General features: G+C 61.0%; 23 protein-coding genes. 9 read left to right on the top strand and 14 right to left on the bottom strand.

What is annotated here, in order from left to right; translation table 11 throughout:
• Positions 1–41: 41 nt before the first annotated feature.
• Complete coding sequence (locus AC2FLM_RS14320; protein ID WP_496858789.1) at positions 42–1,424, top strand: MmgE/PrpD family protein; 1,383 nt, start codon at positions 42–44, stop codon at positions 1,422–1,424.
• 368 nt (positions 1,425–1,792) lie between these two features.
• On the opposite strand, the gene AC2FLM_RS14325 is transcribed toward AC2FLM_RS14320, so the two are convergent.
• The 5 genes from AC2FLM_RS14325 to AC2FLM_RS14345 all read right to left on the bottom strand — a co-directional run bounded on the left by AC2FLM_RS14325 (position 1,793) and on the right by AC2FLM_RS14345 (position 6,485).
• A complete protein-coding gene (locus AC2FLM_RS14325; protein ID WP_496858791.1) occupies positions 1,793–4,033 on the bottom strand; it encodes a hypothetical protein in 2,241 nt (746 codons plus the stop codon).
• Positions 4,033–4,902 carry a flagellar motor stator protein MotA gene (gene motA / locus AC2FLM_RS14330; protein WP_234144624.1) on the bottom strand — a complete coding sequence of 290 codons (870 nt, stop codon included), beginning with the start codon at positions 4,900–4,902 and terminating at the stop codon, positions 4,033–4,035. The genes AC2FLM_RS14325 and motA overlap by 1 nt, the downstream gene beginning before the upstream one ends.
• Positions 4,903–4,965: 63 nt before the next feature.
• Positions 4,966–5,556, bottom strand: coding sequence for a MotE family protein (locus AC2FLM_RS14335; RefSeq protein ID WP_496858793.1), 591 nt, complete (start codon positions 5,554–5,556; stop codon positions 4,966–4,968).
• Complete coding sequence (locus AC2FLM_RS14340) at positions 5,553–5,969, bottom strand: DUF6468 domain-containing protein (RefSeq protein ID WP_234221807.1); 417 nt, start codon at positions 5,967–5,969, stop codon at positions 5,553–5,555. Before AC2FLM_RS14340 ends, AC2FLM_RS14335 begins: the two co-directional genes overlap by 4 nt.
• A gap of 9 nt (positions 5,970–5,978) precedes the next feature.
• Positions 5,979–6,485 carry a flagellar basal body-associated FliL family protein gene (locus AC2FLM_RS14345; protein ID WP_496858796.1) on the bottom strand — a complete coding sequence of 169 codons (507 nt, stop codon included), beginning with the start codon at positions 6,483–6,485 and terminating at the stop codon, positions 5,979–5,981.
• 118 nt (positions 6,486–6,603) lie between these two features.
• On the opposite strand from AC2FLM_RS14345, the gene fliF reads away from it, so the two are divergent.
• The 4 genes from fliF to fliP are packed head-to-tail and all read left to right on the top strand — an operon-like array spanning position 6,604 to position 9,824.
• Positions 6,604–8,208 carry a flagellar basal-body MS-ring/collar protein FliF gene (gene fliF, locus AC2FLM_RS14350; RefSeq protein ID WP_496858798.1) on the top strand — a complete coding sequence of 535 codons (1,605 nt, stop codon included), beginning with the start codon at positions 6,604–6,606 and terminating at the stop codon, positions 8,206–8,208.
• The gene (locus tag AC2FLM_RS14355) at positions 8,208–8,798 is read left to right on the top strand and encodes a FliH/SctL family protein (RefSeq protein ID WP_496858800.1); all 591 of its coding nucleotides are present in this window, start codon (positions 8,208–8,210) and stop codon (positions 8,796–8,798) included. The genes fliF and AC2FLM_RS14355 overlap by 1 nt, the downstream gene beginning before the upstream one ends.
• 1 nt (position 8,799) lies before the next feature.
• The gene (locus AC2FLM_RS14360) at positions 8,800–9,084 is read left to right on the top strand and encodes a FliM/FliN family flagellar motor switch protein (RefSeq protein ID WP_496858801.1); all 285 of its coding nucleotides are present in this window, start codon (positions 8,800–8,802) and stop codon (positions 9,082–9,084) included.
• Positions 9,081–9,824 carry a flagellar type III secretion system pore protein FliP gene (gene fliP, locus AC2FLM_RS14365; protein ID WP_496858803.1) on the top strand — a complete coding sequence of 248 codons (744 nt, stop codon included), beginning with the start codon at positions 9,081–9,083 and terminating at the stop codon, positions 9,822–9,824. The genes AC2FLM_RS14360 and fliP overlap by 4 nt, the downstream gene beginning before the upstream one ends.
• A 161-nt stretch (positions 9,825–9,985) precedes the next feature.
• Here the strand turns inward: fliP and AC2FLM_RS14370 are convergent, their stop codons facing one another.
• From AC2FLM_RS14370 to AC2FLM_RS14405, 8 genes are all read right to left on the bottom strand, one after another.
• Positions 9,986–11,086 (bottom strand): flagellar basal body P-ring protein FlgI, encoded by a 1,101-nt coding sequence (locus AC2FLM_RS14370; RefSeq protein WP_234144632.1) that lies wholly within the window; start codon positions 11,084–11,086, stop codon positions 9,986–9,988.
• Entirely contained in the window at positions 11,083–11,868 is a 786-nt protein-coding gene (locus AC2FLM_RS14375; protein ID WP_496858805.1) for a flagellin family protein, read from the bottom strand. The genes AC2FLM_RS14370 and AC2FLM_RS14375 overlap by 4 nt, the downstream gene beginning before the upstream one ends.
• Before the next feature lie 225 nt (positions 11,869–12,093).
• Entirely contained in the window at positions 12,094–13,545 is a 1,452-nt protein-coding gene (flgK, locus tag AC2FLM_RS14380; RefSeq protein ID WP_496858807.1) for a flagellar hook-associated protein FlgK, read from the bottom strand.
• Positions 13,546–13,583: 38 nt separating this feature from the next.
• Positions 13,584–14,879, bottom strand: a complete 1,296-nt coding sequence (locus AC2FLM_RS14385) for a flagellar hook protein FlgE (protein ID WP_496858809.1) — start codon at positions 14,877–14,879, stop codon at positions 13,584–13,586.
• Positions 14,880–14,980: 101 nt separating this feature from the next.
• Complete coding sequence (locus tag AC2FLM_RS14390; RefSeq protein WP_234144636.1) at positions 14,981–15,817, bottom strand: flagellar motor protein MotB; 837 nt, start codon at positions 15,815–15,817, stop codon at positions 14,981–14,983.
• Positions 15,818–15,915: 98 nt separating this feature from the next.
• On the bottom strand, positions 15,916–16,941 hold the full coding sequence (locus AC2FLM_RS14395) for an ABC transporter substrate-binding protein (protein ID WP_496858811.1): 1,026 nt from the start codon (positions 16,939–16,941) through the stop codon (positions 15,916–15,918).
• Positions 16,911–18,296, bottom strand: a complete 1,386-nt coding sequence (locus AC2FLM_RS14400; protein WP_234139979.1) for a sensor histidine kinase — start codon at positions 18,294–18,296, stop codon at positions 16,911–16,913. Before AC2FLM_RS14400 ends, AC2FLM_RS14395 begins: the two co-directional genes overlap by 31 nt.
• A complete protein-coding gene (locus AC2FLM_RS14405) occupies positions 18,293–18,958 on the bottom strand; it encodes a response regulator transcription factor (RefSeq protein WP_234139980.1) in 666 nt (221 codons plus the stop codon). Before AC2FLM_RS14405 ends, AC2FLM_RS14400 begins: the two co-directional genes overlap by 4 nt.
• A gap of 106 nt (positions 18,959–19,064) precedes the next feature.
• Between AC2FLM_RS14405 and AC2FLM_RS14410 the strand changes: the two genes are divergently transcribed.
• The 3 genes from AC2FLM_RS14410 to AC2FLM_RS14420 all read left to right on the top strand — a co-directional run bounded on the left by AC2FLM_RS14410 (position 19,065) and on the right by AC2FLM_RS14420 (position 22,359).
• Positions 19,065–20,045, top strand: a complete 981-nt coding sequence (locus AC2FLM_RS14410) for a tripartite tricarboxylate transporter substrate binding protein (RefSeq protein WP_234144638.1) — start codon at positions 19,065–19,067, stop codon at positions 20,043–20,045.
• A gap of 300 nt (positions 20,046–20,345) precedes the next feature.
• Positions 20,346–20,840 (top strand): tripartite tricarboxylate transporter TctB family protein, encoded by a 495-nt coding sequence (locus tag AC2FLM_RS14415; RefSeq protein ID WP_496858814.1) that lies wholly within the window; start codon positions 20,346–20,348, stop codon positions 20,838–20,840.
• A 1-nt stretch (position 20,841) separates the two neighbouring features.
• Entirely contained in the window at positions 20,842–22,359 is a 1,518-nt protein-coding gene (locus tag AC2FLM_RS14420) for a tripartite tricarboxylate transporter permease (RefSeq protein WP_496858816.1), read from the top strand.
• Between the two features lie 18 nt (positions 22,360–22,377).
• On the opposite strand, the gene AC2FLM_RS14425 is transcribed toward AC2FLM_RS14420, so the two are convergent.
• Positions 22,378–23,715, bottom strand: a complete 1,338-nt coding sequence (locus AC2FLM_RS14425) for a FliI/YscN family ATPase (RefSeq protein WP_496858818.1) — start codon at positions 23,713–23,715, stop codon at positions 22,378–22,380.
• A gap of 87 nt (positions 23,716–23,802) precedes the next feature.
• Between AC2FLM_RS14425 and AC2FLM_RS14430 the strand changes: the two genes are divergently transcribed.
• Positions 23,803–24,192: a FlgB family protein gene (locus tag AC2FLM_RS14430; RefSeq protein WP_496858820.1), complete on the top strand. Its 390-nt coding sequence runs from the start codon at positions 23,803–23,805 to the stop codon at positions 24,190–24,192.
• Positions 24,193–24,196 lie beyond the last annotated feature (4 nt).

A 24,196-nucleotide genomic window follows, 5' to 3' on the forward strand; every position in this document is an offset into this window, starting at 1 on the left:
AGCCTTGTCCCGCGTAGGCCCGTAAGGGCGGAGGAGGTCCCATGAACACGCACCTGACCGAGCATCAAGGCAGCCAGTCCAATACACTCGAGCGCATTGCCGCATTCACGCTCGACAGCCGGGCCGAAGATTTTCCCATCCCGGTGCGCGAAGCCGCCGCACTCATGATGCTCGACACACTCGGCGTCATAGCTGCTGCCAGCCCGCTGGACGCAGGCGTGATCGCGCGGGACGCCGCAACCCTGCTTTATGGCACCACCGATCCGGATCACCGGGCCCGGATGATGTTCGACGGACGTCCGGTCAGTCTGGCGGGGGCGGCCTATGCCGCCGCCACCCAGACCGACAACCTCGATGCACATGACGGCTATAACCCGACCAAGGGCCATATCGGTGTCGTGGTGATCCCGACATTGGTGGCATTGGCGCAGCATCTGCCCAACCTCTCGGGCCAAGAAGCGCTGGCCGCCGTGACGATCGGCTACGAAGTGGCGGGACGCGCCGGTATCACGCTGCATGCCACCGTCAGCGATTATCATACCTCGGGCGCCTGGAACTGCTTAGGCGTCGCCGCCATGGCAGCCCGGCTACGCGGGCAAGACCGCGAGACGCTGCGCCAGGCCCTGGGGATCGCCGAATACCACGGCCCGCGCAGTCAGATGATGCGCGAGATCGCAACGCCGACGATGCTGCATGACGGTTCCGGCTGGGGTGCGATGGTCGGACTGTCCGCCGCAATCCTTGCCGAGCGGGGGTTCACTGGCGCGCCGGCCATCACTGTCGAAGCCGACGATGCCGCTCAACATTGGACGGATCTGGGGCAATTCTGGCAGATGCGAGAACAATATGTGAAACCCTACCCCATCTGTCGCTGGGCGCATGCGGCCATCGACGGGGTGCGCAAGCTGATGCTGGACCACGGGCTGTCACACTCCGATATCGCAAGGGTCCATGTGAACAGTTTTCATCAGGCGGCCTGCCTCTATCAGGGGCTCCCTCCGACCACTGCCATTGCGCAATATGCTCTGCCCTTCCCGGTTGCCATCCAGATCGCTTACGGGCGCATCGGCGTTGAACATGTCTCGGGGTCTGGTCTGGCCGACCCACTGGTACGCGATATCATGCAAAGGATCACCGTATCCGAGGACCCGCGCCACAGCAGCCGCTTTCCGGCTGGTCGATGGGCCGATGTCACGATCACAACCTCGGATGGGCGTATTCTGGAATCGGGTGACATCAACGCTCGAGGTGGGCCCGAAATGCCGCTGTCCCGCGCAGAGTTGATCGACAAATTCATGGAATACGCCACGCCCGGCCTTGGCGTCGATCGCGCGGCGGCGGTACGCGATGCCACGCTCGGGCTGATCGAACCAGACAGCCGGTTTGCCGATGTTCTGACACATCTGCTCGCCCCGGTCGGCTGATACCTGCAACCGGAGGCGGATCGTGTCCGGTGGGCCGACAGTAAGGCTCTTGTCGGCCCGCTGCTCCGAACAATCCAGAATAGGTAGGCCCATTGGCGATAATGCTCTTGGCAACGGGCAGCGTCTTTGGGCAACACAGCATCGTTCAACGAAACCGCATCCAGCCCTTCCAGATTTGGCGGAACACCGGGCAACCGATGCCGGGACGATCAACCCTGACATTTACCTATGTCAATCTTCTACCTCACCCTTTCCGGAGTCTCCGACAAGCCGGTTTACGTTTTCAACCCATTGCCCCCTGTCAGAACAGCGATCACGTCGCCCATCGCACTGGTGTCTCTCGATATCCGCCCAGTGGTTTCGCCACGTCACTGCAAGCTGTCCAGCAAGGCCTCGATCTGGTCCCTGATCTGGGCGCTACCTTCGACAAGACTGCGCGCGGCTGCGAGCGGTGTTTCTTCTGCTGGGTCAGGATCGCTGAGCAAGGCCTGACCCAGCAGGTGAATCTCACCAAAACGGGTCTGTTCAGCCCCAGACAAGGGTGCCTCTACCCCCGCAAGCCAGACGTATCGGCTTGCAGTATCGAGATCGCCCGCCCGCACCAGAGCTTCTGCCGCCTGCTCCAAAGCGCCTGACTCGCGCATCGCCTCGGCACGCAAACGCTCGGCTTCGACACCGCTGACGGATTCGAGTTCCAACAACGCGCGATGTGGGCGCCCGGCTCCCAATGTGGCTCGCGCGATGATCTCCGCTCGGGCCTTGCGACTCTTTCTGTCCTGCGGCCGATCGGCAAAACGCAAGGCATCTTCGAAGAAGCCCAGTTCGTTCAGGCGCAGGGCAGCGGCATTTGCGGTTCCCGTTCGCAAAGCAAGAAAAGGGTCGCCGTCCAGCATGGCGACGTGACGCAAGAAGGTGATGTCGTCGGCATGTGTCGTAATCCGTTGCAGGATACGATCCATCGTGTCCTGCCATACCGCTCCCTCACGCTCCTGTCCGGGCGTCAGCAAAACCGCCATCGCCGCATCGAATTGCGCCGAAAGCCCGAGCGCGATCACATATGCGGTCTGCAATTGCGGGCCGATCTCGGAGGTTCGGTATTCCCGCCGAAAGGAGTCCGCCAGCAGCAACTCCTTCTGGGTGACGGACCCTCCCTCGGACCATCGTTTCTCGATCAATGCAATCAGCGCTCGTGGTGCGTGGGTAGAGGCCGAAGCATCCTCGATCACCTCGGTCAGTTTCTGTTCCTCGATCGCCGGATTGTTCTGCAACCCCGCAAGCTTTGCTTCGACAACCGCGACCGAGGGTTTGTCCGCCTCGTCACCTCGCTCGACCGCGCGTATCAGGTGCTGGGCGGCGTCCACGAAACCTGCCTCGGCAAGGTATTCGCCCAGAACAGGCCCCAGATACGCCCTAAGATGCTCAGGAAGACGTCCATAACTGCGTAAAACCGCATTGGTATCGGTGTTTTCTGGCGCACGCCGTTCGCTCAAGACCGACCAGAGCGACGCAGCGGTGTCACATCCTTGAAGGCCGGCGAGCGGGTTCGGTTGCGGGGCGGCCCGTCCATCAATCGCGGCGGCAAGTGCCGCAAGAAGCATATGGTCCGAAGAAGAGGCGGGCAGCAAGCCCAGACCGGCCCTGGCCTCGTCTCCGAATCCGAAATGAATGTAGAGCCGGACAAGCGACAAGGCGACTTGAGCATCGACCTTGTCGAACTCACCAAAGAGCCTCTCTCTCAAGCTGGCATATTGTGTCGCGAAAGGAGTTTCATCCGCCCAATCTTCGGCCACCAGACGACTCTCTGCGATGCACCGCTGAACTGCGGGTTGCATGGTGGCGACTTCTTGCGAGACCCGCAAATCGCGATCCACGACTGTGGTGACACGCAAGTTCGGCAAGCCCAGGCCCGATGCCAAGGTTTCCGCCAACTCGGCCTGTGCTTTCGCGCTCGCTTCGTCCACCCCCTTTACCTCTAGCGGATTAAGCGTCAGCACCTCTTGATCGACGCCGCGCATGATCCGGGAATAGAGCCTGTTTTCAACGGTCCGCCCCCCCAACCCCGATGGAATGAATGACGGCGCTAGCTGTTGCGCGACCGAACTTCGAAGAACACCGCTTGATTTGGGCAACTGAGCGGCGTCTTCCCTTCTATCTTCGATCGGTTGATCCTTAACGAGTTGCTCTTCCTCTTTCGCCGACTGACTTGGCTCGCGGCCCATTCGCAATGGCAGCGCGACCTTCTGTTTACTGACTGGCCGATCCCGAATGTCGACGACAAGCAATGTGCCCGATTGAACAAAAGCCCGTGCTTCGCAATCACATGCAAACGAGAGCTCAAGCGGGGCACCGATTTGCGATTGGCGCAGTTCATTCAGACGTTCGCGTGGCACACGATCGAAAACTGTGTCGAAAGAGAATTTCAACTCAGGCAATTCGATGGTCAATTTCGCCAATCTGTCATCGTTTTCCAGCTTCCATCCGGTCTTTTCTGGAATGCGTAGAACCAACCGCGTGAAATCTCCATGCTCTCCTGAACGCACATCGATCTCGGCTGCATGAACCGGCATGACCGCAACAAGAAACAGCAGAGCCGCCAACACCCTTGCCATCAGGCCACGTCCTGCTTGAGTTCTTTCAATGCCTGTTCCAGATCGGAGAACCCCGGGCGTATATGAGATGGCGTGTTCTGCCGTCCGACCTCGATACACATGGCCGCGTTGTGATTGTGCAGGTTGGCGACAAGTACCTCCTTGATCAGCAGATAAAAGTGATTGTCCTCCTCAACGACCGCCTTGACCTTGGCGGCGAAGGGGCCAACGAGGCCATAGGCGAGAAACACCCCGAGAAACGTCCCGACCAGCGCGCCACCGATCAGCCGCCCCAGGACCTCGGGGGGCTGGTCGATCGAACCCATGGTCTTGATCACACCCAGCACGGCCGCGACGATGCCCAAAGCCGGCAGCCCGTCCGCGACGGTCTGAAGTGCGTGACTGGAATGCATCGCGTGATGAAGGTTGGCCTCCATCCGTTTTTCCAGAACTTCCTCAACCTGATGCGGATCGTCATAGTTCATCGACGCCGATCTCATCGTGTCGCAGATCAGGTCAACGGCCTCGTGGTCGGCCTGGATGCGCGGGTATTTCGAGAACAATGGCGAGTTCGCCGGGTCCTCGACATGCTGTTCGACTTCGACCGGATTCTGCCGCGCGATACGGATAAGCGAAAACAGCAGACAGAGCAGATCACGATAATCTTCGGGCTTCCACTTTGGTCCCTTGAATACCTTTCCGACGTCCTTGAGCGTGTGTTTCACACCGCCCATATCGTTGGAAATGAGAAAGGCGCCCGTCGCCGCGCCACCGATCATCATCATCTCGAAGGGGAGCGATTTGAGAATGATCGTCATTTTGCCGCCGGCAGCAAGATAGCCTCCAAAGACCATCGCAAAGATCACAACGATACCAAGAATGCCGATCATTTCCACGCTCCGCTCTGTCCGGTTGAGGCATGATTCAAGCAGGAGTTTCCTAATTTCCGGTTGTCATTCGGTCGGCACATTTGCATTTCGCCCCGCCAGAACGACGCTGATCGTGTAAGCCACCTTTGGGCTGAGGCCGGCCATGATATCCGCCGCTGCTTCGGGCCGCATACGAGCAAGAAACCCGGCTGCAAATGTGGCATCCATTTCTTCGAACAATGCTGCCGACTCCTTGGGCTTCATCTTTTCATAGACTTCGGTCAGGCGACTTAGATCGCTCTCGGCGGCAACACTTGCCGCAGCCATGGTTTCGCGCAGCGCCTCTTCTGCCTGTGTCAGGTCCGCCAACTTGCGGTCGATCGCAACCTCGGCGATTTCCAGCGCGCGCATCCGTTCCATTGCGGTCGATTCGCGCTGGTTTAAGTCCGCCTCTCGTTGTCGCAGCGTGGCAAGAAGGGCATGTAGATCCGCCTCGGCAGGAGAGTCGTGCGATTGCGTGTCCGCTGCTTCTTGCATCGACTCTGTACCTCCCTCCCGCGCCAGCGCTGGTCCGGCCTCAAGCCCGATCCGGATAAGTGCGGAACCGATCATCAGGACCGAAATCAGCAGCAAGGCGCCACCCCGTGTCGTGGTTCGGGATTTCTTTACCTTCATGACGCCGCCCCGTTGTTGCCCCGGTCATGGCGCATGAACATGACACCGGCAGGCGCTGGTTTCGTCTCCTCGGTGCGGGGCTGCTTGGGTTCGTGCCTGACAACTTCGGGAGGTGCTGCGGCGGGAGGGGGCGCGACATCATGCATCGACGCCATCATCAACTCCAACCGCTGCGCAACCGCTTCGGCACGTCCGGTCAGTTCGCCCAGCGCGGCCCCCGAACTGTCCGAGGCGTCGCGAGCCGCTGCCAGTGTTCTGTTCAGTTCGTCAACCTGAGACGACAGCACCGCAACCGCACCGCCAACGCCCTTTTCCAGATCGTTGAAGCGTTTCAACCGGCGACCAAGCACAAAGCAGTAAAGCCCGGCGCCCAAGGCGCCAGCGACCAGAAGAATATCCGCAATCAGTTCCAAGGCTCTCTCCTAGTTCAGCACGAATTCCATCACGAGGACGTCTTTGACCCGACCTTCGCCCGCGACGATATTGATGCGGCGCTGCATGTGTCCGCGGAGGCGAGTCAGAGCAAGCGGATCATTGAGATCACCGATCTCGATGGCGCGCAGGTATCCATTCAGCACGTCGACAATTCGCGGCCTTATTTTCTCGACATCGGCGAGGTACTGCTCGGGCACCTCGAGTTGGGCATGAAATCTCAAGTGTCGCTGCTCACCTTCTCCCAGCAACGAAACCATGATCGGCTGCAAGTCGACATACGCGACATCCGGCAGGGCATCCGGCGCGGCGACCCCATGATCCACACTCGCCGCGGCATGGTCACCAGCTGGCTTTGTGCCCAGGGGAATCAGGCCGGAGACCGTCGCGAAATAGCCTCCACCTGCCCCGACAAGAGCCAGAACGAGCCCAACGATCAGGCCTTTCTTGCCCGATTTCTTTTCCGGTTCGACCTCCTCGGCGGTTGCGTCCGTCATGCCGTCCTCGTGTTTGGTTCAGCCACCGTAATAGCCCGGCAGGAACTAACCGATTGTTAAGGCCAATCGGAGAAACAGAAGGTACGCCGCGCAGAAGGTCGGCAAGACGGAGGTAGACGTGCAGCAGATAAGAAATGTCTGGGCAAGTTTGGACAAGAAGAGACAGTTCATCGTCATTGGCGCTGTCATCGCGGTGTTTCTGGGGGTGCTGAGCCTGACCAGAATGGCCGGGTCACCGAACATGCAATTGCTCTATGCGGGGTTGGAGAGCGGTTCGGCGGGCGAGGTGGTGCGCTCGCTGGAACAGCAGGGCGTCCCTTACGAGGTGCGAGGCGGGGCAATCTATGTACCGGCTGCGCGGCGTGATGAATTGCGCCTGACGCTGGCGTCCGAGGGGCTGCCTGCAAACGGCGGACGTGGTTACGAACTGCTCGATTCGCTGAGCGGATTCGGCACTACATCCCAGATGTTCGATGCCGCGTACTGGCGGGCCAAAGAGGGAGAACTGGCCCGGACCATCGTCGCCAGCCCTCATGTGGCGCAAGCCCGCGTGCATATCGCCAACAGCTCGTCCAACCCGTTTCAGCGCAGCATCGAACCGACCGCCTCGGTTTCGATCGTTTCCTCGGGCTCCGAGATCTCGCCTGCCCAGGCCAATGCGATTCGCTACCTAGTTGCCTCGGCGGTTTCGGGCATGGCTGCCGAGGGCGTCACAGTGATCGATTCCAATGGAAATGTGATCGGCACGCCCGAGGCCCCGACATCAAGCACCTCCGAAGACCGGGCGCAACTGATGCGCGAACGGATCTTGCGCCTGGTCGAGGCGCGGGTTGGCCGCGGCAACGCGATTGTCGAGGTCAGTCTCGATACGGTGACCGAGACGGAATCGATCCGAGAGCGCCGGTTCGATCCCAATGGTCGTGTCGCGATCAGCACCGATGTCGAGGAAAGGTCTGACGCCTCGAAGAATCAAACCTCTGATGTCACCGTGGCCTCGAACCTGCCAGACGGCGACGGCGCGGTCGGAGACGAATCGAACTCAAGCACAAGCGCGACGCGCGAACGGGTGAACTATGAGGTCTCGGAAACCGAGACCGAAATCCTGCGCACTCCCGGCGCCATCAAACGGCTGAGCGTCGCGGTCCTGGTCAACGGCCTGTCCACAACCGAAGAGGACGGAAGCAGCCAGTTCACCCCGCGCCCCGAAGAAGAGCTGAACGCGCTGCGAGAACTGGTCGAATCGGCGGTTGGGTTCGATCAGGCCCGTGGTGATGTTATCACCTTGAAGTCCATGGAACTGCCGAACCTTGAGCCTCAGGGAACACTGGCCAGCGGTTCGATGTTGAGAGGGCTGGCTCTTGACATGATGTCGCTGATTCAGATGGCGACCCTGGCTTTGGTCACGCTTGTTCTGGGACTTTTCGTCGTACGGCCGATCCTGACCAAGCCCGCTGCTGCCCCGAACCTGCTGGCGGTGGCACCGCCTGCGGGTGGGGGCAACCCGCAGGCCAGCATCCCGGCACTGACCGGCGAGATCGAGGACGGATCGCCCGGCACCGCCCAACTTCCGGGTACCGCTTCGCCGAAACGGGGCGCGGTTCCCGCACTCGCCAATGGCGGCGCAACACCGGTTGATCGTTTGCGTGCCATGATCGGTGACAAGCAGGAAGAAACCGTCGAGATCCTGCGCAGCTGGTTGGAAGAAAACGAGGAGAAAGCCTGATGACCATCGCGCACCTGCTAGAGGATTTCGAGATCAACCTCATGGACCCCAGCCGTGTCCGCCTGATGGACGAGGACACACTGGAAGAGGTCCGTCTCGCCGCTTTCGAACAGGGCTATTCCGCCGGTTGGGACGATGCGGTTTCGGCCCGTTCCGAAGAACAAGGTCAATTGAACGCCACCCTCGCCCGCAACCTGGAAGATCTCTCCTTTACCTATCATGAGGCGCTAAGCCAGATGACCCAATCCCTCGAGCCGATGTTCGAGAGCCTGATCGGCACGGTTCTGCCCGAAACGTTGGAGCGGAGCTATACGCATCACATCGTCGAACAACTCAAATCCATGGCACGCGAGCAGGTTTCGCAGCCGGCCCTGCTGATCGTTCCCGCCGGTGTCAGCTCTGCCCTCAAACCCATCCTTTCCGAAGAATTCTCCTTCCCCGTCCAACTGGTCGAGGAATCATCGCTTCCGGCTGGTCAAGCCTGTCTGCGCATCGGCACCGCCGAGCGGGACATCGATTGTTCGGCCCTGCTGAACTCCATCGGCGAAGCGATGGACTCCTTCCTGCACCAGGCCAAAGAGGTATCGTGACATGAGCGACCCGCAAAGACCGATCGAGGCAAAGAACCCCTTCAACTCGGTACCGATCGAAATCACCGTTTCGGTTGGGCGCGCAAGACCGCTGATCCGCGACCTGGTCGGACTTGGAGAAAATGCCGTGTTGACCCTCGACAAACGCGTCGAGGACCCGGTCGATCTCTATGTCGGGGACCGGCTGGTCGCGCGGGGTCAACTCGAAGAACTGACCGGGGAACAAGCGGGGCAGTTGGCAGTCCGACTGACCGAAATCTCAGATTTGGCAAGCGACCTGGGATGAGGCGTACAGCTCCTGGCCTTGCATTCTGTATCCTGCTGGCGGGTCTGTTGCTCTCTCAGCCGGCAGCGGCGCAGGATATCTCCCTTTCTCTGGGTGAGGGCGGGTCGGTCTCCGCCCGTACTATCCAGCTGATCCTTCTGATCACCGTGCTCAGCCTGGCACCCGGGCTGGCCATCATGATCACCTGTTTCCCGTTTCTGGTCACGGTCCTTGCGATCCTCCGTCAGGGGATCGGATTGCAGCAATCTCCCCCCAACATGCTTATCGTCAGCCTCGCACTGTTCCTGACCTATTTCGTGATGGAGCCGGTCTTTACCGAGGCATGGGCTTCGGGGATCGCGCCGATGATGGCCGAAGAACTCGCGTTGGAGCCGGCCTTGGAACAGGCAATCGCCCCTTTCAAGGCATTCATGGCAGCAAGGCTCGACGCAGACACGTTCTTTGCAATGGCCGATCTGCGCCCCGACGGCGCGGAAATGACCGCGACTCCCGAAGCTCCACTCTCGGTCCTGATCCCCTCGTTCATGCTGTCGGAAATCGCGCGCGCATTTCAGATCGGCTTCCTGGTATTTCTGCCGTTTCTGATCATCGACCTGGTCGTCGCCGCCGTTCTGATGTCGATGGGCATGATGATGGTGCCGCCCGCAACTGTTTCGCTCCCTTTCAAGCTGGCCTTCTTTGTTCTGGCGGATGGCTGGTCACTTATCGCCAGCGCCCTGGTTCGCAGCTACATGCCGTAAGCACGAGACAAAAGCTGCCAGCCCAGGATACCCGCCCTCAGGCGGGTATCCTTTTTCCCTCGCGCCTCGCGTTTCGCGCCCTGGTTGCACGTGACACCGCTGCAATAACCAAAAAGCCGACCCATATCACAAGGGTCGGCCGCCTCGATCCCGAACAGTGTTCAGCGCACAACGAATTCCGCGTGCAATGCGCCCGCCGCCTTGATGGTTTTCAGAATGTCGATCATGTCGCGCGGCGAAACGCCCAGCGCGTTGAGGCCCGCGACCACATCGGAGAGCGAGGCGCTTTCGGGCACCTCGGCCAGTTTGATACCGGGTTCCTGCTCGATCTCAGCCGTGGTTCTGGGGACGACCACGGTGTCACCTTCGGCAAACGGGTTGGGTTGAACAGCAATCGGCGCTTCCTCGACCCGCAAGGTCAGGCTGCCTTGCGAGACCGCCACGCGCGAAATACGTACATCCGCTCCCATCACGATGGTGCCCGAGCGCTGGTCAACCACCACCCGTGCCTTTCGCTCGGGCTCGACGAGAATATTCTCGATCCGGCCGATCGCATGCGCGGGCGACCTCGCCTGCGTGGCCAGAATGTCCAGTTCGACGGTGCCTGAATCGCGCATGATCGCAACCCGTCCGTTGAACGCGGAATTGACCGCCGCCTCGATCCGGCCGGCGGTGGTGAAATCCGGCTCACGCAGAGCCAGACGCAGCTGGGTCAGCGACCCGAGATCAAAGTCGATCTCGCGCTCGACCCGAGCGCCCGCCGGGATCACCCCGGAGGTCGGTACGCCCTGCACGACCGAGGCCGCCTGGCCTTCGGCGGATGCGCCTCCGGCCAGCACCGTGCCCTGAGCAACGGCATAGATTTGCCCGTCAGCCGCATTCAGCGGCGTCATGATCAGGGTTCCTCCGAGCAGGCTTTTCGAATCGCCAATCGCCGATACCGTGATATCAATCTGACTGCCGACCCTTGCGAAGGGTGGCAGCGAAGCCGTGACGAAGACCGCTGCGACATTCTTTGGCCGAAACTCCTCGCCAGTCACATTGACACCCAGACGTTCGAGAATGTTCGACATGATCTCTTCTGTAAACGGGGCGTTGCGCAACCCGTCGCCCGTTCCGTTCAGCCCCACCACCAAACCATATCCGACCAGATCGTTACCCCTGACCCCATCGAATTCCACAAGATCCTTCAGACGGACCGCCCCCGCCTGAACCAGGCTGGGGAGAAGAAGGAAACAGACAAGCAAGCGGATCAGGGTCATCTCAGAAAATTCACCAATGAAAGGCGCGAGTTGCGCACGGTGGTTGTGTAGAGGCTCTCAAGCTGGAATTGCACAGCCTCCAGTCGAATTGCGGTTTCATAGGGATCGGCACCCACAAGCTCACCACGAGCAAGCTCAAGGCCACTCTTGGCAGCGCCGTTTCGGATCGCGGCCTTTTCGATCCTGCCCTCAGCATCACCGGTTTCTGCCTGGAGCGTGACGATACCATCACGCGCGCCCAGAAGGTCAACGCCGACCTGCTTGAACAGTGCGGTCTTGGTTTCAGCGGACAAACCGAGTGTTGGATCCTCGGCCAATGCAGCAACCGATGCCAGCCGCAACGCATCGCGAAAGGCCGGATCGTCGGCGCGCCGGGTCAGCGCGACCTGCGTATCCTCGGACACCTGGATTGGTGCAAGAGATTGATCCGCCCCCTCGTAGACCGTTGCGACGAAACCTGCGGGATCGTCGAACCAGTCTTGCGCCGCCTGCAAGATGTCGGCTGGCGTGGACAAACCGGACAGAGCCGTTCGCAATTCCGACAGAAGCGTGTCAGCAGAGGCCAGCGGCGCCTGATCGGTCGCAATCCCGGCAAACAAGCTGCGCCCGCCGACAGAGGTATTCAGGACCGAGATCATCGTGCCCAGCGCCCCATGCGCCTTGACACCCGCCTGGGCATGGCTGACCGCCTGGTTGGAAATCGAGACCGCCAACAGCGCCTCGGACAGGTCGCTGGCAGTTTCTTCCACGGTGCCAAGGCTTGTCTGGCTGGCAGATGCCATCAGCTTGGCCTCGGCATTTGCTGTCGAAAGGGCCGAGAGGCGCCGCAAGGATCGATCCATATCTGCGAGATGCGAATAGTCCCCTCGAAGCCGGCCGGAGATGTCGGAGACCTCGCCAGTGCTCAGCTCGCGGGTCAGCGTGTTTACTTCGTTTCGGATACGGGTTCCATAGCTTCGCAGCATCAAGTTTTGTGCCAAGTCTCCCAGTGAATTCATAGCCATAGCTTACAACCTCAACAAAGTATCCATCATGTCGCCGACCGTTTCGATGACGCGCGCGTTTGCGGCAAAGGCCTGTTCAAGCTGCATCAGCATCTGCAATTCGGCATCGGTATCGACGCCCTGCTCCAGTTCCAGCCTCTGCATTTCGGTCTGGCTGGCCGACGCAAAGGCCAACCGTTCGGCTGCAAGGCTTTGACTTTGCTCCACCCGGGACAGCAATGCCGCGCCCACCCCCGACGCGCTCATCGCGCCGGTTCCAAACCGGGTATCCGGCAGCGTACGCCCAATCGTCAGTACCTCGTGAAACGCATTGATCTGTGTTGCGTTTCCAGGAGCCCCCGGAACAAGCGCACCCAACCCGTCGCGCAATCGCCAACTTTGGCCGCCCTGCTTCGGGTCGACAGTTGCATTCAACTCCAACCTGCCCGCCAGACCGATTTGCGACGTAGCGGAGAACCGGGCGCCATTATCGGTGAACAGACCGGGGTCGGTTGGTGCGATGGTCGGGTCGAGTGTTGGCGCCTCAAACCGTTCCACCAGATCGCGCGCAACCATGTCGAGGTCTTTTTGTGCTTCGACCGCAAGCGAGTCTCGAATCTCGAAGGCCGCAGCCAGCGTCCCGCCCCGGATTGCAGTACCAGAGCCGCTGATGCGCAACGGTGTCCCGTTCAGCTCCAGCCCGGACAACAACCCGTTATCCACAGTCATATGCGGCATGGTCTGGGTGGTTGCGGTAAAACTGAGTTGTGCGGCCGGACCGTCCAGCAGGATCGCGCCCCCATCGGTAAACAGGGCCACACTGCCATGGTCGCGGGCAACCACGTTGATCGGCACGATCGTGTTTGCTTCATCAATCAACGTCTGCCGTTGATCGAGAAGGGAGGCGGTGTCCCCCCCAGACAGTTTGACTGACTGGATGCGCCCATTCAGGGTTTCGATGTTCTGAAGCACCGTGTTGAGCCGGTCGACCTGCTGGCCGATGCTGCGATCCGCATCATTGCGCGCGCTGCGCAGCCCATCGGATGCTGCGTTCAATGCCTGTGCCAGATCAGAGGCCGCGGTGGCAGCCGCATCCAGCCGGGTCTGGGCCCCAGGATTGCCGGCTGCCGCGATCAGGCTGCTTTCAAACTCGGCGATCAGATTTGGCACCGAACGCGGATCGTCGACCCCGCCCACCAACTGCGACAGGCGGTTGTGAAAGGCAGACAGTGTATCGGAATAACCCTGAGCCGCATCGGCGCCGCGCCGGTTGGCAATCAGAACCGGGTCCGCTTGTCGGGTCACCCCCACAATCCGGACCCCGGCCCCGCCAATGGTGTTTCCGGTCACTTCCAGAGAGCGCCGGGCATACCCGGGTGTCAGTGCATTTGCGATATTGTCCGTCGCGACCCCCGTTGCGCGGCTTGCGGCGGTCAGCCCACTGAGAGCCGAATTGAGGGCGGCCGAGATGGTCATTACAGGTCTCCTTGATCAGGGTGCAGGCCAAAAGCGGATTACCGTTTGATGTTGGTGGTCTCCTGCAACATCTCGTCGACCGTCTGGATCACCTTCGCACTCGACGAATAGGCCCGTTGGGTCTGGATCATCGCGGTCAGTTCCGTCGCCACATCGGTGGTCGATTCCTCGCGGGCAAAGGACACCAGGTCGCCCGTCGGACCGTCGCCGGCATCCCACAGGAAATAGGTGCCGCTTTCGCGCGAGGGCTCGTAGGTCTGGCTGTCCAGCGCTACAAGGCCGTTCGGGTTGGGCATGTCCACCAGAGGGATCTGGAAGACACGGCGGCTCACCCCGTTGTCGAAGAACGCATAGACATAACCGTTCTCATCCACCTCGACCCGGCTCATCGTGCCAACGGCCGTTCCGTCCTTGGTGATCGAGACCGGGGCGAATGTATCGGACAGTTGCGTGATGCCATCCGTTGCGCCCAGCTGCCCGATGTTGATCTCCATCGGGCCGCCAGCCACGTTCACCACCACCGATCCGGAGGCTGGGTCATATGCGCCACCCGCCGTTGCCGTCACCGAAGCCAGCGTGCCGCCATCGGTCCGCGCGCTCGAGAATGTCAGGGTGTATTCGCCGACGATCGCACCACCCGACGCGGTATCCCTGAGGATCATCGTCCACTCGTTGCTGACACCGGTCGCCGGTACCGTCGGTACAAGCTCGATCTGCACGTTCTCGGATTTGCCGAGGTTGTCGAAATACTCCACCGACAACGGCTGTGTATCACCGGCGGAGCCTGCTTCGGTCGCGGTGGCCGGCAGGTTCATCCGCAGCACCATCTCGGTCGTGGGGGCACCGGAAAGCTGATTGACGCTCAACTGCACTGGCTCCAGACCGTCCGACGTATCGCGCGGCAGGTTCGGAATCGAACCATCGGGATTGGCCCGCCATCCCATAAGGACCAGACCCGCCTCGGATTTCAGATAACCTTCGTCATCGGTACGGAACGACCCGGTGGTTGCCAGCAGCATATCCTGCTGAGGCAAGGCCAGTTGCGAGCTGCGCATGACCGGCAGCATGCCACGCCCGCGTACCGCAAGGTCTGTCGAATTCGAGGTGGAAACCAGCGAACCACGTTGATCTATCAGGCGCTGTGTGGTCGTGCGCACCCCACCCGCAGTATATTTGCCACGTCCACCGGCATTCACCATGGCGTGGAAATCCGTTTCAACCCGCTTGTATCCGTAGGTGGAAGAATTCGCGATATTGTCCGAGATCGACGCCAGACGGTTGGCATTTGCGGACAACGCCGCAACCCCGGCGTTGAGCGAAGATGAAATGGTCATGGATACGCCTTTCTGCTGCATCACGTAAAACTGATGCAACAGGTAACGCCCGACCGCTTAACAGCGCGCTAACAACTAAAATTCCTCTTATCTCGACACTCTCAACTGCGCAGAAAGACGACCTCGATGCGATCATTACGCGCGGCCATCGGGTTCTTGTCTGTCAGCTTGCGGTCTGCATACCCGGTAACACGTTGAATGCGTTCCTCTTTCATCCCCAAGCCTTCAAACAGGACCCGTGTCCGTTCGGCCCGCGCGGTGGACAGTTCCCATGCGGGGTTTCGCGCCAGAACCACCGGATGCGCCCGGATATGCCCACCCAAGGCAATACCGTTGGAAACCAGCTCCGACGCGCGCACCACTACCTTGGCAAGGTCCTTCATCAACTGGGTGGGTCGGTCCGTCCCGGTTTCGAACAGCGGCGATTCGTCAGTTGAGATCAGTTCGACGATCAGCCCCTCATCGGTGACGCGGGTCACGATATGCTTGCGCAGCTGTTCGGACACCAGGCTCTCGCCCCCCCGCCCCTGCAAGGCGGCCTCTAGCGTCTTGAACTCTTCCAGCGGCTGGCCTTCGCCGCCCTGCCGGTCAACCCCGGTCGACCCGCGCGACCGGTTGGCATCGGCCCGCCTGCGATTGACGCCGCCGGTTCCCGTCGTAACCATTGCGTTTTCCGAGAACATGCTGTCACCGCCAAAGGATCCGTCGCCGCCTCCCGACACCGGGTTGATCGGTATCGAATCCGAGAAATAGTCGGCCAGACCCTTGCGTTGTTTTTCCGTCGTTGCGTTCAGCAGCCACATCAACATGAAAAAAGCCATCATGGCGGTTACGAAGTCGGCATAGGCCACCTTCCACGCGCCACCGTGGTGACCGTCGCCACCACCCGATTTCTTTTTCTTGATGATGATCGGCGCCGCATTGGAATGCGCACCCATCTCCACCACCTTCCTTATCACCCGAAATCAGGGATATCAGGCGAGGCGTTAACAGAGGCATAACATATAAGATTGTCGGGTTATCACGCCCATGGCGATCACTGTTGTTGAACCGCGCTACGCCATTCCTCCAGGAACCGCTGCCGCTTGAGCCGATCCAGAAACACCAGCAATCCCGGCCCCAACGCAATGGGACGCAGAGACGCCCCAACCGGGCGAGTGGTCTCGGGCGGGTCCAGAAAAGGATAGTCAGGCGCAGGCGGGTCGGACCAGGCCGCCGCGATCAGGTGGTCGACAAATGCACCGGCAAGATCGGGCTCGGACGCCTCGCCAAGGATGACCGCAGTGCGCATCATCATGTTTGTGTATTCCTCGGGCTCGACCACAAGAATACGCTCGGCCAGATCGGTGCGTGCCCGCGCGTAGCTGCCCAACACGTTATAGGCCAGGTCGATACGGCCCTCGGCCACCGCCTCGATCATTTCACCAGAACAGCAATACAGCCTGACCTGCAAGCCGCCCAGAACCTCCATCAACCGCCAGTAACTCTCGGCTGTTCGTGCATCCTGGGTCGCGAACAGATATCCCAGACCGCTGACCGTCACGTCATAGGTGCCAACCCGGCCCTGAAACCGGTCCGGGTCGCGTCTGAGCAGGTCAATCAGATCCTGCCGGGTGCGCGGCGGCTCTTCACCGGCGAAGGCCGCGCGAGACAGAACAACCGAGGCCGTTTCCTGTGAAAAGGCAAAGACATGGTCCCGCCAGTTGCCCCAATCCGGGACAAGCGGCGTCCAGGCCGAACGATGGGGTCGGGTAAACCCATCATTGGCCAGCTTTATCTGCAAATCCATCGCCGAGGACAGGACAAGATCGAACCGCGCATTCTCTGTGACAATGGCCTGCATCACCTGAGCGCTGCTGGCTGCGGTATAGTCGACCGCGACCCCTGGACGGCTCCGCAGAAAACTATCGATCAGCGGGCGCAGGATATCGATATCCGTCGTTGACAGGATGCGCAGAACGCGCGCCTCGGCAGGACCGAAACGCGCGTGTTCCTCTACCTCGAAAGCGCAGACGACAGCCGCCCAAAGGGTCAAGCAGAGGGAAAGTGCAGACAGACGCATGCGCCGGTTCCATCCTTTGTGTTGGCGATCTCGAGCCGCCCGCCATGCGCCTCGGCCACCTCGCGGGCGATGGTCAGGCCCAAACCAGACCCGACCGTGCCCTCGGCATTGCGGCCTCTAACGAAACGTTCGGTCAGGCTGCCCATCTCATCCTCGGGAAACCCGCCCGCCGCATCCCGGATGCACAGGGTATGAGCCGCCGCATCACCCCGAACCGATACCGTGATACGGGTTTCCTCGGGCGCATATTTGATCGCATTGTCAAGCAGGTTGCGTACCGCGTTCTGCACAAGGATCGGGTCACCCGCCATGGCATGCGCGCCCGTCATCTCGAGTTCCAGATCGATATCCTTCAGGTCGGCGACCGGCCGCAACCGATTCACCAGTTCGGCAGTCAGCTCGGCCAGATCGAAGGGTTTGCGTTCAAGACTGTCAGTGCGAAAGCTCACCATAGCATGATCCAGCAGTTGCCCCGCCGCACGCGAGCTTTCGTCGATGGCACGGATCATCTCGCGCAGTGCAGTCCGGTTTTCCGGTCGCTCGATCCGGTGCAGGGTATTCTCTGCCTGGGTCCGCACTGTTGCCAGCGGAGTCCGCACCCGGTGCGCCGCTTCGGCAATGAAATCCTCGGATCTCGATAGAGACAGGCCCAACCGGTCGATAAAGCTGTTGAGGGATCGGACCAGTGGCGCCATTTCAGCCGGAACCGGGCGCGTGACCGGGCGCAGATCGGTTGGCCCCCGACGCGACACCATACCCGCCAGTTGCCGAAGCGGCCGGATCGAGGATTGCGCCGTCCAGACAGCCAAGAGAACGGCCACGGCAAAGAAGCCCGCCCCCAGCAACAATGCGGTCCGGGTCAGGGCCGCCAGCCGTTCGGTCTGTCCAGTCCGGGTCTGCGCCACAGAGATGATAAGGGGCGTGGAAACCCCGTTGCGCGACAACCAGCGTACCGTCGTTGCCATCCGCACGGTTTCGCCTTTGTAGACCAGCGTGTCGAACCTTGCTCCGGTTTCTCGTGACCCGGGTTCGGGTACGGGCAGATCGTCGTAACCGGTCAGTGTTTCGGCCCCCAGCATGACCCGATAGAACACCCTGTCATCGCTGACATTGCTCAGCATCGACAGCGCAGCATAAGGAAGGTCCACGGTCACCTCTCCCGCCCGGACCGAGATTGCGTCCATGATCGAGGTGGCCGAGGCCAGCAGGATGCGGTCGTGAGTCTCTTCAGCCAGGTCTCGGGTAAAGGTCTGTACGATCAGAAACAGCAGCGTCGCCAGCACCGCCGCGCTGCCGACCAGCTGTATCGTAAGCCGCCGGCGGATCGAACCGCTGATGCGCAAACTGTCACTCATTGCGTCCGCATCCGGTACCCCAACCCGCGCACCGTCTGAATCTCGACCCCCGAACCGCTGATCTTCTTGCGCAGCCGGGCCACATAGACCTCGATCGCATTCTCCGACACTTCCTCGTCGTAAGAAAACAGCCGGTCCACCAGTCTTGCCTTGGAAAAGATCTGATCCGGCGCGGCCAGAAAGATCTCCAACAGCCGCAGTTCCTTGTTCCGCAGGGGCACATCGACACCAGCGACTTCCAGAACTCCCGAGAGTGGATCAAAGATCAGCGCCCCGATTCGTTTCTGGTTCGATGGGCGCCCCCCGCGCCGCCGCAAAACCGCCCGACAGCGTGCCTCCAGCTCGGCAAAGTCGAAAGGTTTGGTCAGATAATCATCGGCGCCGAGGTCCAGAACACCGACCCGGTCGGACACCTCGGATCGCGCGGTCAGAACGATAACCGGGGTCTCGCTGAGATGATCGCGCTGCGTCTTGAGAAAGGTGCGACCGTCCCCATCGGGCAACATAATATCCAGCAAAATCAAATCGTAATCTGCCGTTACCACAAACTCTTCGGCAACCGAGATGTTCTCTGCATGATCTACCACATGCCCGTCCAGGCGCAGCCGATCCAGGATAGCCGCAGCCAGGCTCAGATTGTCTTCGACCAGTAGGAACCGCATGGGGTACCTCTCCTCTTCAACCGAATGCGACAGGTTGGTGTCAGCTTTGCATGGCTTTCCTTTCACATGGGCAAGCGAAACCCGCTTTGTCAAACGGGAGGACACAATGACGAAACTGAACCTGACCCGCCGGGTCATGATGGCCGCCGCATCGGCGGCATTTGCCTTTTCGACGCCGGCCATGGCCGAACCGGTGGTCGACAGCATCCATTTCCTCGTCCCCGGCGGCGCCGGTGGCGGTTGGGACGGCACCGCACGCGGCACCGGCGAGGCACTGACCGCAGCGGGCCTCGTAGGCACCGCCAGTTATGAAAACATGTCCGGCGGCGGCGGCGGCAAGGCGATTGGCTACCTGATCGAAAACGCCGCCTCGAACCACGGCACGCTGATGGTCAATTCAACCCCGATCATCATCCGCTCGCTGACCGGAGTCTTCCCGCAGAACTTCCGTGACCTGACCCTGGTCGCCGGAACCATCGGCGACTATGCCGCCATCGTGGTGAGCAAGGGCAGCCCGGTAAATTCGATGAACGACCTTCTCGCCGCTTTTGACGCCGACCCGGGTGGCACCGCCATCGGTGGCGGTTCGGTGCCCGGTGGCATGGACCATCTGGTCGCCGCAATGGTCATGGAGGCTGCCGGCAAGGACGCACTGGCAGTGAAATACATCCCCTATGACGCGGGCGGCAAGGCGATGGCGGCGCTCCTCTCGGGAGAGATCGCCGCGCTCAGCACCGGCTTCTCCGAAGCGGTGGATCTGGCGAATGCGGGCGAGGTCAAGATCATCGGCGTCACCTCGGATGATCGGGTCGCCGCCTATCCCGACGCCCCGACGATGAAGGAACAGGGGATCGACACGAGTTTTGTGAACTGGCGTGGATTCTTCGGCGCCCCCGGTCTGCCCGAGGACCGGCTTGCCGCCTATCAGGACGCGATTGCCAAGATGTATGATACTCCCGAATGGGAAGCCGTGCGCGCCCGCAACGGTTGGGTCAACATCCATAACAGCGGTGACGATTTCCGTGCCTTCCTGGAAAAACAGGAACAGCAGATCGGGGATCTGATGCGCAAGCTGGGTTTTCTCTAATCCAAAGGTGCGGCTGCGCCGCGCTCGTCTGTGATGTGCGAGGGTTCCACCCTCGCGCTCCCGGGATATTTGAAGCAAGAGGAAGGGGAGAGCGGCCGGCCCTCCCCTCCACCGAAGAAGCATAACCTTCCCCTTGCACGGTCATCGGCTTCCCAGCCTGTACCGTGATCCAAACCTGGGGAAACAAGGTTAACATCGTCTTTCCTCTTGCAGAAAATATCCCGGGGGAGGCGCCCGGAACGGGCGGCGGGGGCAGCGCCCCCCCTGACAGCCTCAACCCAACACGCCCCGGAGGATCTTATGGCACTCGACCGCTGGATCGCGCTGGTCATTCTGATGATCTGCCTCGCCTATGGCTATGCCGCTTTTTTCACCATGGACGCGGGCCTTGCCCCGTTCATGAAACGCAACCCGATCTGGCCAAGCACCTTTCCCAAGATCCTGTCAGTTCTTGCTGTTCTGACTGCGCTGACTGTTCTCCTGGGTATCGAAAAGGGCGCGGCTGAGCCAAAACCGATGGAGATCAATTATCGTCGGTTGACCGAGTACAAACTTGGCCAAGCGCTCATGCTGCTTGCGCTCATGGTGGCCTATGCGTTGCTGTTGCGGCCCTTTGGGTTTCTGCTTTCAACCCTCGCCTTTCTGACAATCGGCTCGCTGATCCTTGGCGAACGCAAGCTTCACATCCTGCTGCCGGTGGCTGCGATTGCCGCAGGGCTGGTCTGGTATTTGGTGCAGGAGGTTCTGGGAATCTTCCTAAGCCCCTGGCCCGCATTCATGGCGAACGGAGGCTGAGATGCTCGAAGGTCTGATGATCGGGTTGGGGACAGCCTTTTCGCTCACAAATATTCTCATGGTCATCGGCGGCTGTCTGATCGGAACATTCATCGGCATGCTGCCTGGGCTTGGACCGATGTCGATCATCGCCATCATGATCCCGGTCGCAATCACCATTGGCGATCCGTCAGCGGCCCTGATCCTGCTGGCCGGCGTCTACTATGGCGCGATCTTCGGCGGGTCCACATCGTCGATCCTGATCAACGCGCCCGGCGTTGCCTCGACCGTTGCGACCAGTTTCGACGGCTATCCCCTGGCGCGGCAGGGTAAGGCTGGCAAGGCGCTGACCGTGGCCGCCATTTCCAGCTTCTGTGGTGGCACCATCGGGGCGATCCTGTTGATGGTGTTCGCACCCGCGCTGGCCTCGGTCGCGCTGCTCTTTCATTCGGCCGAGTATTTCGCACTGATGGTGGTGGGCCTGTCGGCCATCGCCGCCTTTGCCGGATCAGGACAGGTCGGCAAGGCGCTGTTGATGACGCTTCTCGGTCTGATCATGGCCACCGTGGGCGAGGGCGCGCTTTTCAATATGCCGCGCTTCACCATGGGAGTGATGGATCTGCAATCGGGGTTTGGGTTCATCACGCTGGCTATGGCGATGTTCGCCCTGCCCGAGGCGCTTTATCTCGTGCTCGATCCCTCGCGGTCCAGCCAGGGAGGTGATGGCAACGCGATCAAGGACCTGCGCATCACAAGAGCCGAGGCAAAATCCATCGCGCCAGTGATCGGGCGGCAATCGGTGCAGGGTTTCCTGATTGGTGTTCTGCCCGGCGCAGGCGCGACAATCGCCAGTTTCCTCGGTTACGCGGTCGAACGCAACATTGCCCCCAAGGCCGAGCAGGCGGAGTTCGGCAAGGGCTCGCTCAAGGGATTGGCCGCACCCGAAAGCGCCAATAACGCCGCCTGCACCGGATCCTTCGTTCCGCTTCTCACCCTGGGCATTCCAGGGTCGGGGACCACCGCGATTCTCCTCGGCGCATTGATCGCGCTGAACGTCACGCCCGGACCACGCCTTATGGTGGACGATCCACAGATCTTCTGGGCAGTCATCATTTCAATGTATCTGGGCAACCTGATCCTGTTGGTCCTGAACCTGCCGCTGATCCCCTATATCGCAAAGATCCTTACGGTGCCGCGAACCTTTCTGATACCGTTCATCCTGTTCTTTACCCTGATGGGGGCATATATCGGTCAGAACAACGCCACCGAACTCTTGATCCTTGTGGGGCTCGGCGTCTGCGCCACGGTGCTGCGATTTGCGGACTATCCGCTGGCGCCGCTGCTCATCGGTTTCATTCTCGGTTCAATGCTGGAAAACAACTTTGCCCGTGCGATGCAGCTCTATGACGGGCTGGGATTCATTCTGGATCGGCCGATGACTATGGGGCTTCTGGCACTGGCGGTGATTCTGGTACTGCTGCCCAGCTATCGCGCTCGCCGCGCGCGGCTGCGGGCCGAGGGCGTGGCTGACGCCGACTGACACCTGTCCGGCCCACGTCTAGTGGCGGGGGCCGGATTTGGCGCGGCGCAAGACCAGTTGCAGGCGCGAGAAACTGTGCTCGACCCCCTGAGCATCGGGTCGGGCCAGAAAAGCATCCAGCTCGGGCCAGACCCGCACCGCCTGATCCAGTAACGGGTCAGCTCCTTCTGTATACAACCCTGCCTTGATCATCACTTCGGATTGCTCGTAGGCGCCAATCAGGCGCCGCGCCTCGCCGATCAGTGCGTTCTGCTCGGGCGTGGCCGCGTCCGGCAAGCTGCGCGAGACCGAACGGCTGATGTCGATGGCGGGAAAACGACCACGTTCGGCGATCTCTCGGTTCAAAACGATATGGCCGTCCAGAACACCGCGCAGGATATCGGCGACCGGCTCGTCCATGTCCGACCCTGCGACCAGGACACTGAAAACACCCGTGATATCGCCCTGTTTCTCGGTCCCCGGACCGGCGCGTTCGCACAGGCCGGTGATCAACGGCGTGACCGACGGCGGATACCCCCTGAGCGCCGGAGCCTCGCCCATGGCGGCGGAAATCTCGCGATGCGCCTCGGCGAAACGGGTGATCGAGTCCGCCAGGTAGAGAACATTCAACCCCTCGTCGCGCAAGCTCTCGGCCACGGTCATTGCGGCCCAGGCGCAGCGGCGGCGAACCAATGCGGACTGATCCGAAGTGGCCGCGACGATGACCGAGCGCGCCAGCCCCTCGGGGCCCAGCGCCTTGGCCACGAACTCGTTGACCTCGCGCCCCCGTTCCCCGATCAGCGCGACCACAACCGCATCCGCCTGCATCGACTTGGCCAGCGTGGCAAGCAGGCTGGATTTGCCAACCCCCGACCCGGCAAAAAGACCGACCCGCTGGCCCCGGACAATGGGCAACAATGTGTTCAGTGCACAAAGCCCGGTTGCCATGCGCTGACCCAGGGGTTTGCGCTGCACGGCAGGTGGCGGTGGGCGCATCAGATCGCGCGCCTTGGCCCCGCGCATCAAGGGGCGCCCGTCCAGCGGCCGACCGAACGGGTCGACCACCCGTCCCAGCCAGTGACGTCCGGGCGCGAATCCCGGCATCGGATGCAACACCACGCGGTTGCCCAGTGACACGCCCTCGGGCGCACTGTCGGGCAGCATGTTGATCGTAATGCCTTCGACTTGCAACACCTCGCCGCCCAAGGGTGGGCCGAAATTGCGTTTTAGTTCAACTCGATCACCGATCTGCGCCTGATTGGCGAGTCCCTGGATCTGAATCACGCCCCCTGCCACGCCGGTCACGCGCCCGACATGTCGAACCAGGCTGAGACTGTCGAACTCGGCTTTCAGGGCGAGGGGGTCCGGGGCCGTCATCGGGATATCTCCAACAATTTCCTGAAAACGGTTTCTAAACGAATCGGGGTTAAGCCTTGATTGAAATTGATCGAGGGAGAAGCCCCGATGTTCTCGGACTTGAACGTCTTTAAGATGGCGTATGCCATGGCAACGCATGCAGGCACACGGCAGGCCGTGATCGCCCAGAACATGGCCAATGCCGATACGCCCGGATACCGCGAACGCGATATCGCCCCCTTTGCCGAAACCTTTGCTCGCGAAACCGTCGGGACCGCCATGCAGGCCAGCCGGGCGGGCCATCTGAATGGTACCGCGGCTTCCGCCGCCAGCTTGGCACCGTTCGAAACCAATGCAGCGGGCGACCCGAACCGCAACAATGTCAGCGTCGAGGAGCAGATGCTCAAGGCGGTCGAGGTCAAGCGTCAGCATGACCGCGCGCTCGCGATCTACAAATCCTCGATGAACATACTGCGCGTCGGCCTGGGTCGTGGGTGAGGGA

The sequence above is a fragment of the Ruegeria sp. SAZD011 genome, assembly GCF_059612545.1.

Excerpts from the sequence above, each read along its gene's own strand:
- motA (WP_234144624.1), bottom strand. The coding sequence starts at position 4,902 with ATGATCGGCATTCTTGGTATCGTTGTGATCTTTGCGATGGTCTTTGGA.
- AC2FLM_RS14385 (WP_496858809.1), bottom strand. The coding sequence starts at position 14,879 with ATGACCATTTCATCTTCGCTCAACGCCGGGGTTGCGGCGTTGTCCGCA.
- AC2FLM_RS14320 (WP_496858789.1), top strand. The coding sequence starts at position 42 with ATGAACACGCACCTGACCGAGCATCAAGGCAGCCAGTCCAATACACTC.
- AC2FLM_RS14390 (WP_234144636.1), bottom strand. The coding sequence starts at position 15,817 with ATGGGTGCGCATTCCAATGCGGCGCCGATCATCATCAAGAAAAAGAAA.
- AC2FLM_RS14335 (WP_496858793.1), bottom strand. The coding sequence starts at position 5,556 with ATGAAGGTAAAGAAATCCCGAACCACGACACGGGGTGGCGCCTTGCTG.
- AC2FLM_RS14360 (WP_496858801.1), top strand. The coding sequence starts at position 8,800 with ATGAGCGACCCGCAAAGACCGATCGAGGCAAAGAACCCCTTCAACTCG.
- AC2FLM_RS14430 (WP_496858820.1), top strand. The coding sequence starts at position 23,803 with ATGTTCTCGGACTTGAACGTCTTTAAGATGGCGTATGCCATGGCAACG.
- AC2FLM_RS14420 (WP_496858816.1), top strand. The coding sequence starts at position 20,842 with ATGCTCGAAGGTCTGATGATCGGGTTGGGGACAGCCTTTTCGCTCACA.
- AC2FLM_RS14400 (WP_234139979.1), bottom strand. The coding sequence starts at position 18,296 with ATGAGTGACAGTTTGCGCATCAGCGGTTCGATCCGCCGGCGGCTTACG.
- AC2FLM_RS14415 (WP_496858814.1), top strand. The coding sequence starts at position 20,346 with ATGGCACTCGACCGCTGGATCGCGCTGGTCATTCTGATGATCTGCCTC.
- fliP (WP_496858803.1), top strand. The coding sequence starts at position 9,081 with ATGAGGCGTACAGCTCCTGGCCTTGCATTCTGTATCCTGCTGGCGGGT.
- AC2FLM_RS14375 (WP_496858805.1), bottom strand. The coding sequence starts at position 11,868 with ATGGCATCTGCCAGCCAGACAAGCCTTGGCACCGTGGAAGAAACTGCC.
- flgK (WP_496858807.1), bottom strand. The coding sequence starts at position 13,545 with ATGACCATCTCGGCCGCCCTCAATTCGGCTCTCAGTGGGCTGACCGCC.
- AC2FLM_RS14395 (WP_496858811.1), bottom strand. The coding sequence starts at position 16,941 with ATGCGTCTGTCTGCACTTTCCCTCTGCTTGACCCTTTGGGCGGCTGTC.
- AC2FLM_RS14345 (WP_496858796.1), bottom strand. The coding sequence starts at position 6,485 with ATGACGGACGCAACCGCCGAGGAGGTCGAACCGGAAAAGAAATCGGGC.
- AC2FLM_RS14405 (WP_234139980.1), bottom strand. The coding sequence starts at position 18,958 with ATGCGGTTCCTACTGGTCGAAGACAATCTGAGCCTGGCTGCGGCTATC.
- AC2FLM_RS14325 (WP_496858791.1), bottom strand. The coding sequence starts at position 4,033 with ATGGCAAGGGTGTTGGCGGCTCTGCTGTTTCTTGTTGCGGTCATGCCG.
- AC2FLM_RS14425 (WP_496858818.1), bottom strand. The coding sequence starts at position 23,715 with ATGACGGCCCCGGACCCCCTCGCCCTGAAAGCCGAGTTCGACAGTCTC.
- AC2FLM_RS14370 (WP_234144632.1), bottom strand. The coding sequence starts at position 11,086 with ATGACCCTGATCCGCTTGCTTGTCTGTTTCCTTCTTCTCCCCAGCCTG.
- AC2FLM_RS14410 (WP_234144638.1), top strand. The coding sequence starts at position 19,065 with ATGACGAAACTGAACCTGACCCGCCGGGTCATGATGGCCGCCGCATCG.
- AC2FLM_RS14355 (WP_496858800.1), top strand. The coding sequence starts at position 8,208 with ATGACCATCGCGCACCTGCTAGAGGATTTCGAGATCAACCTCATGGAC.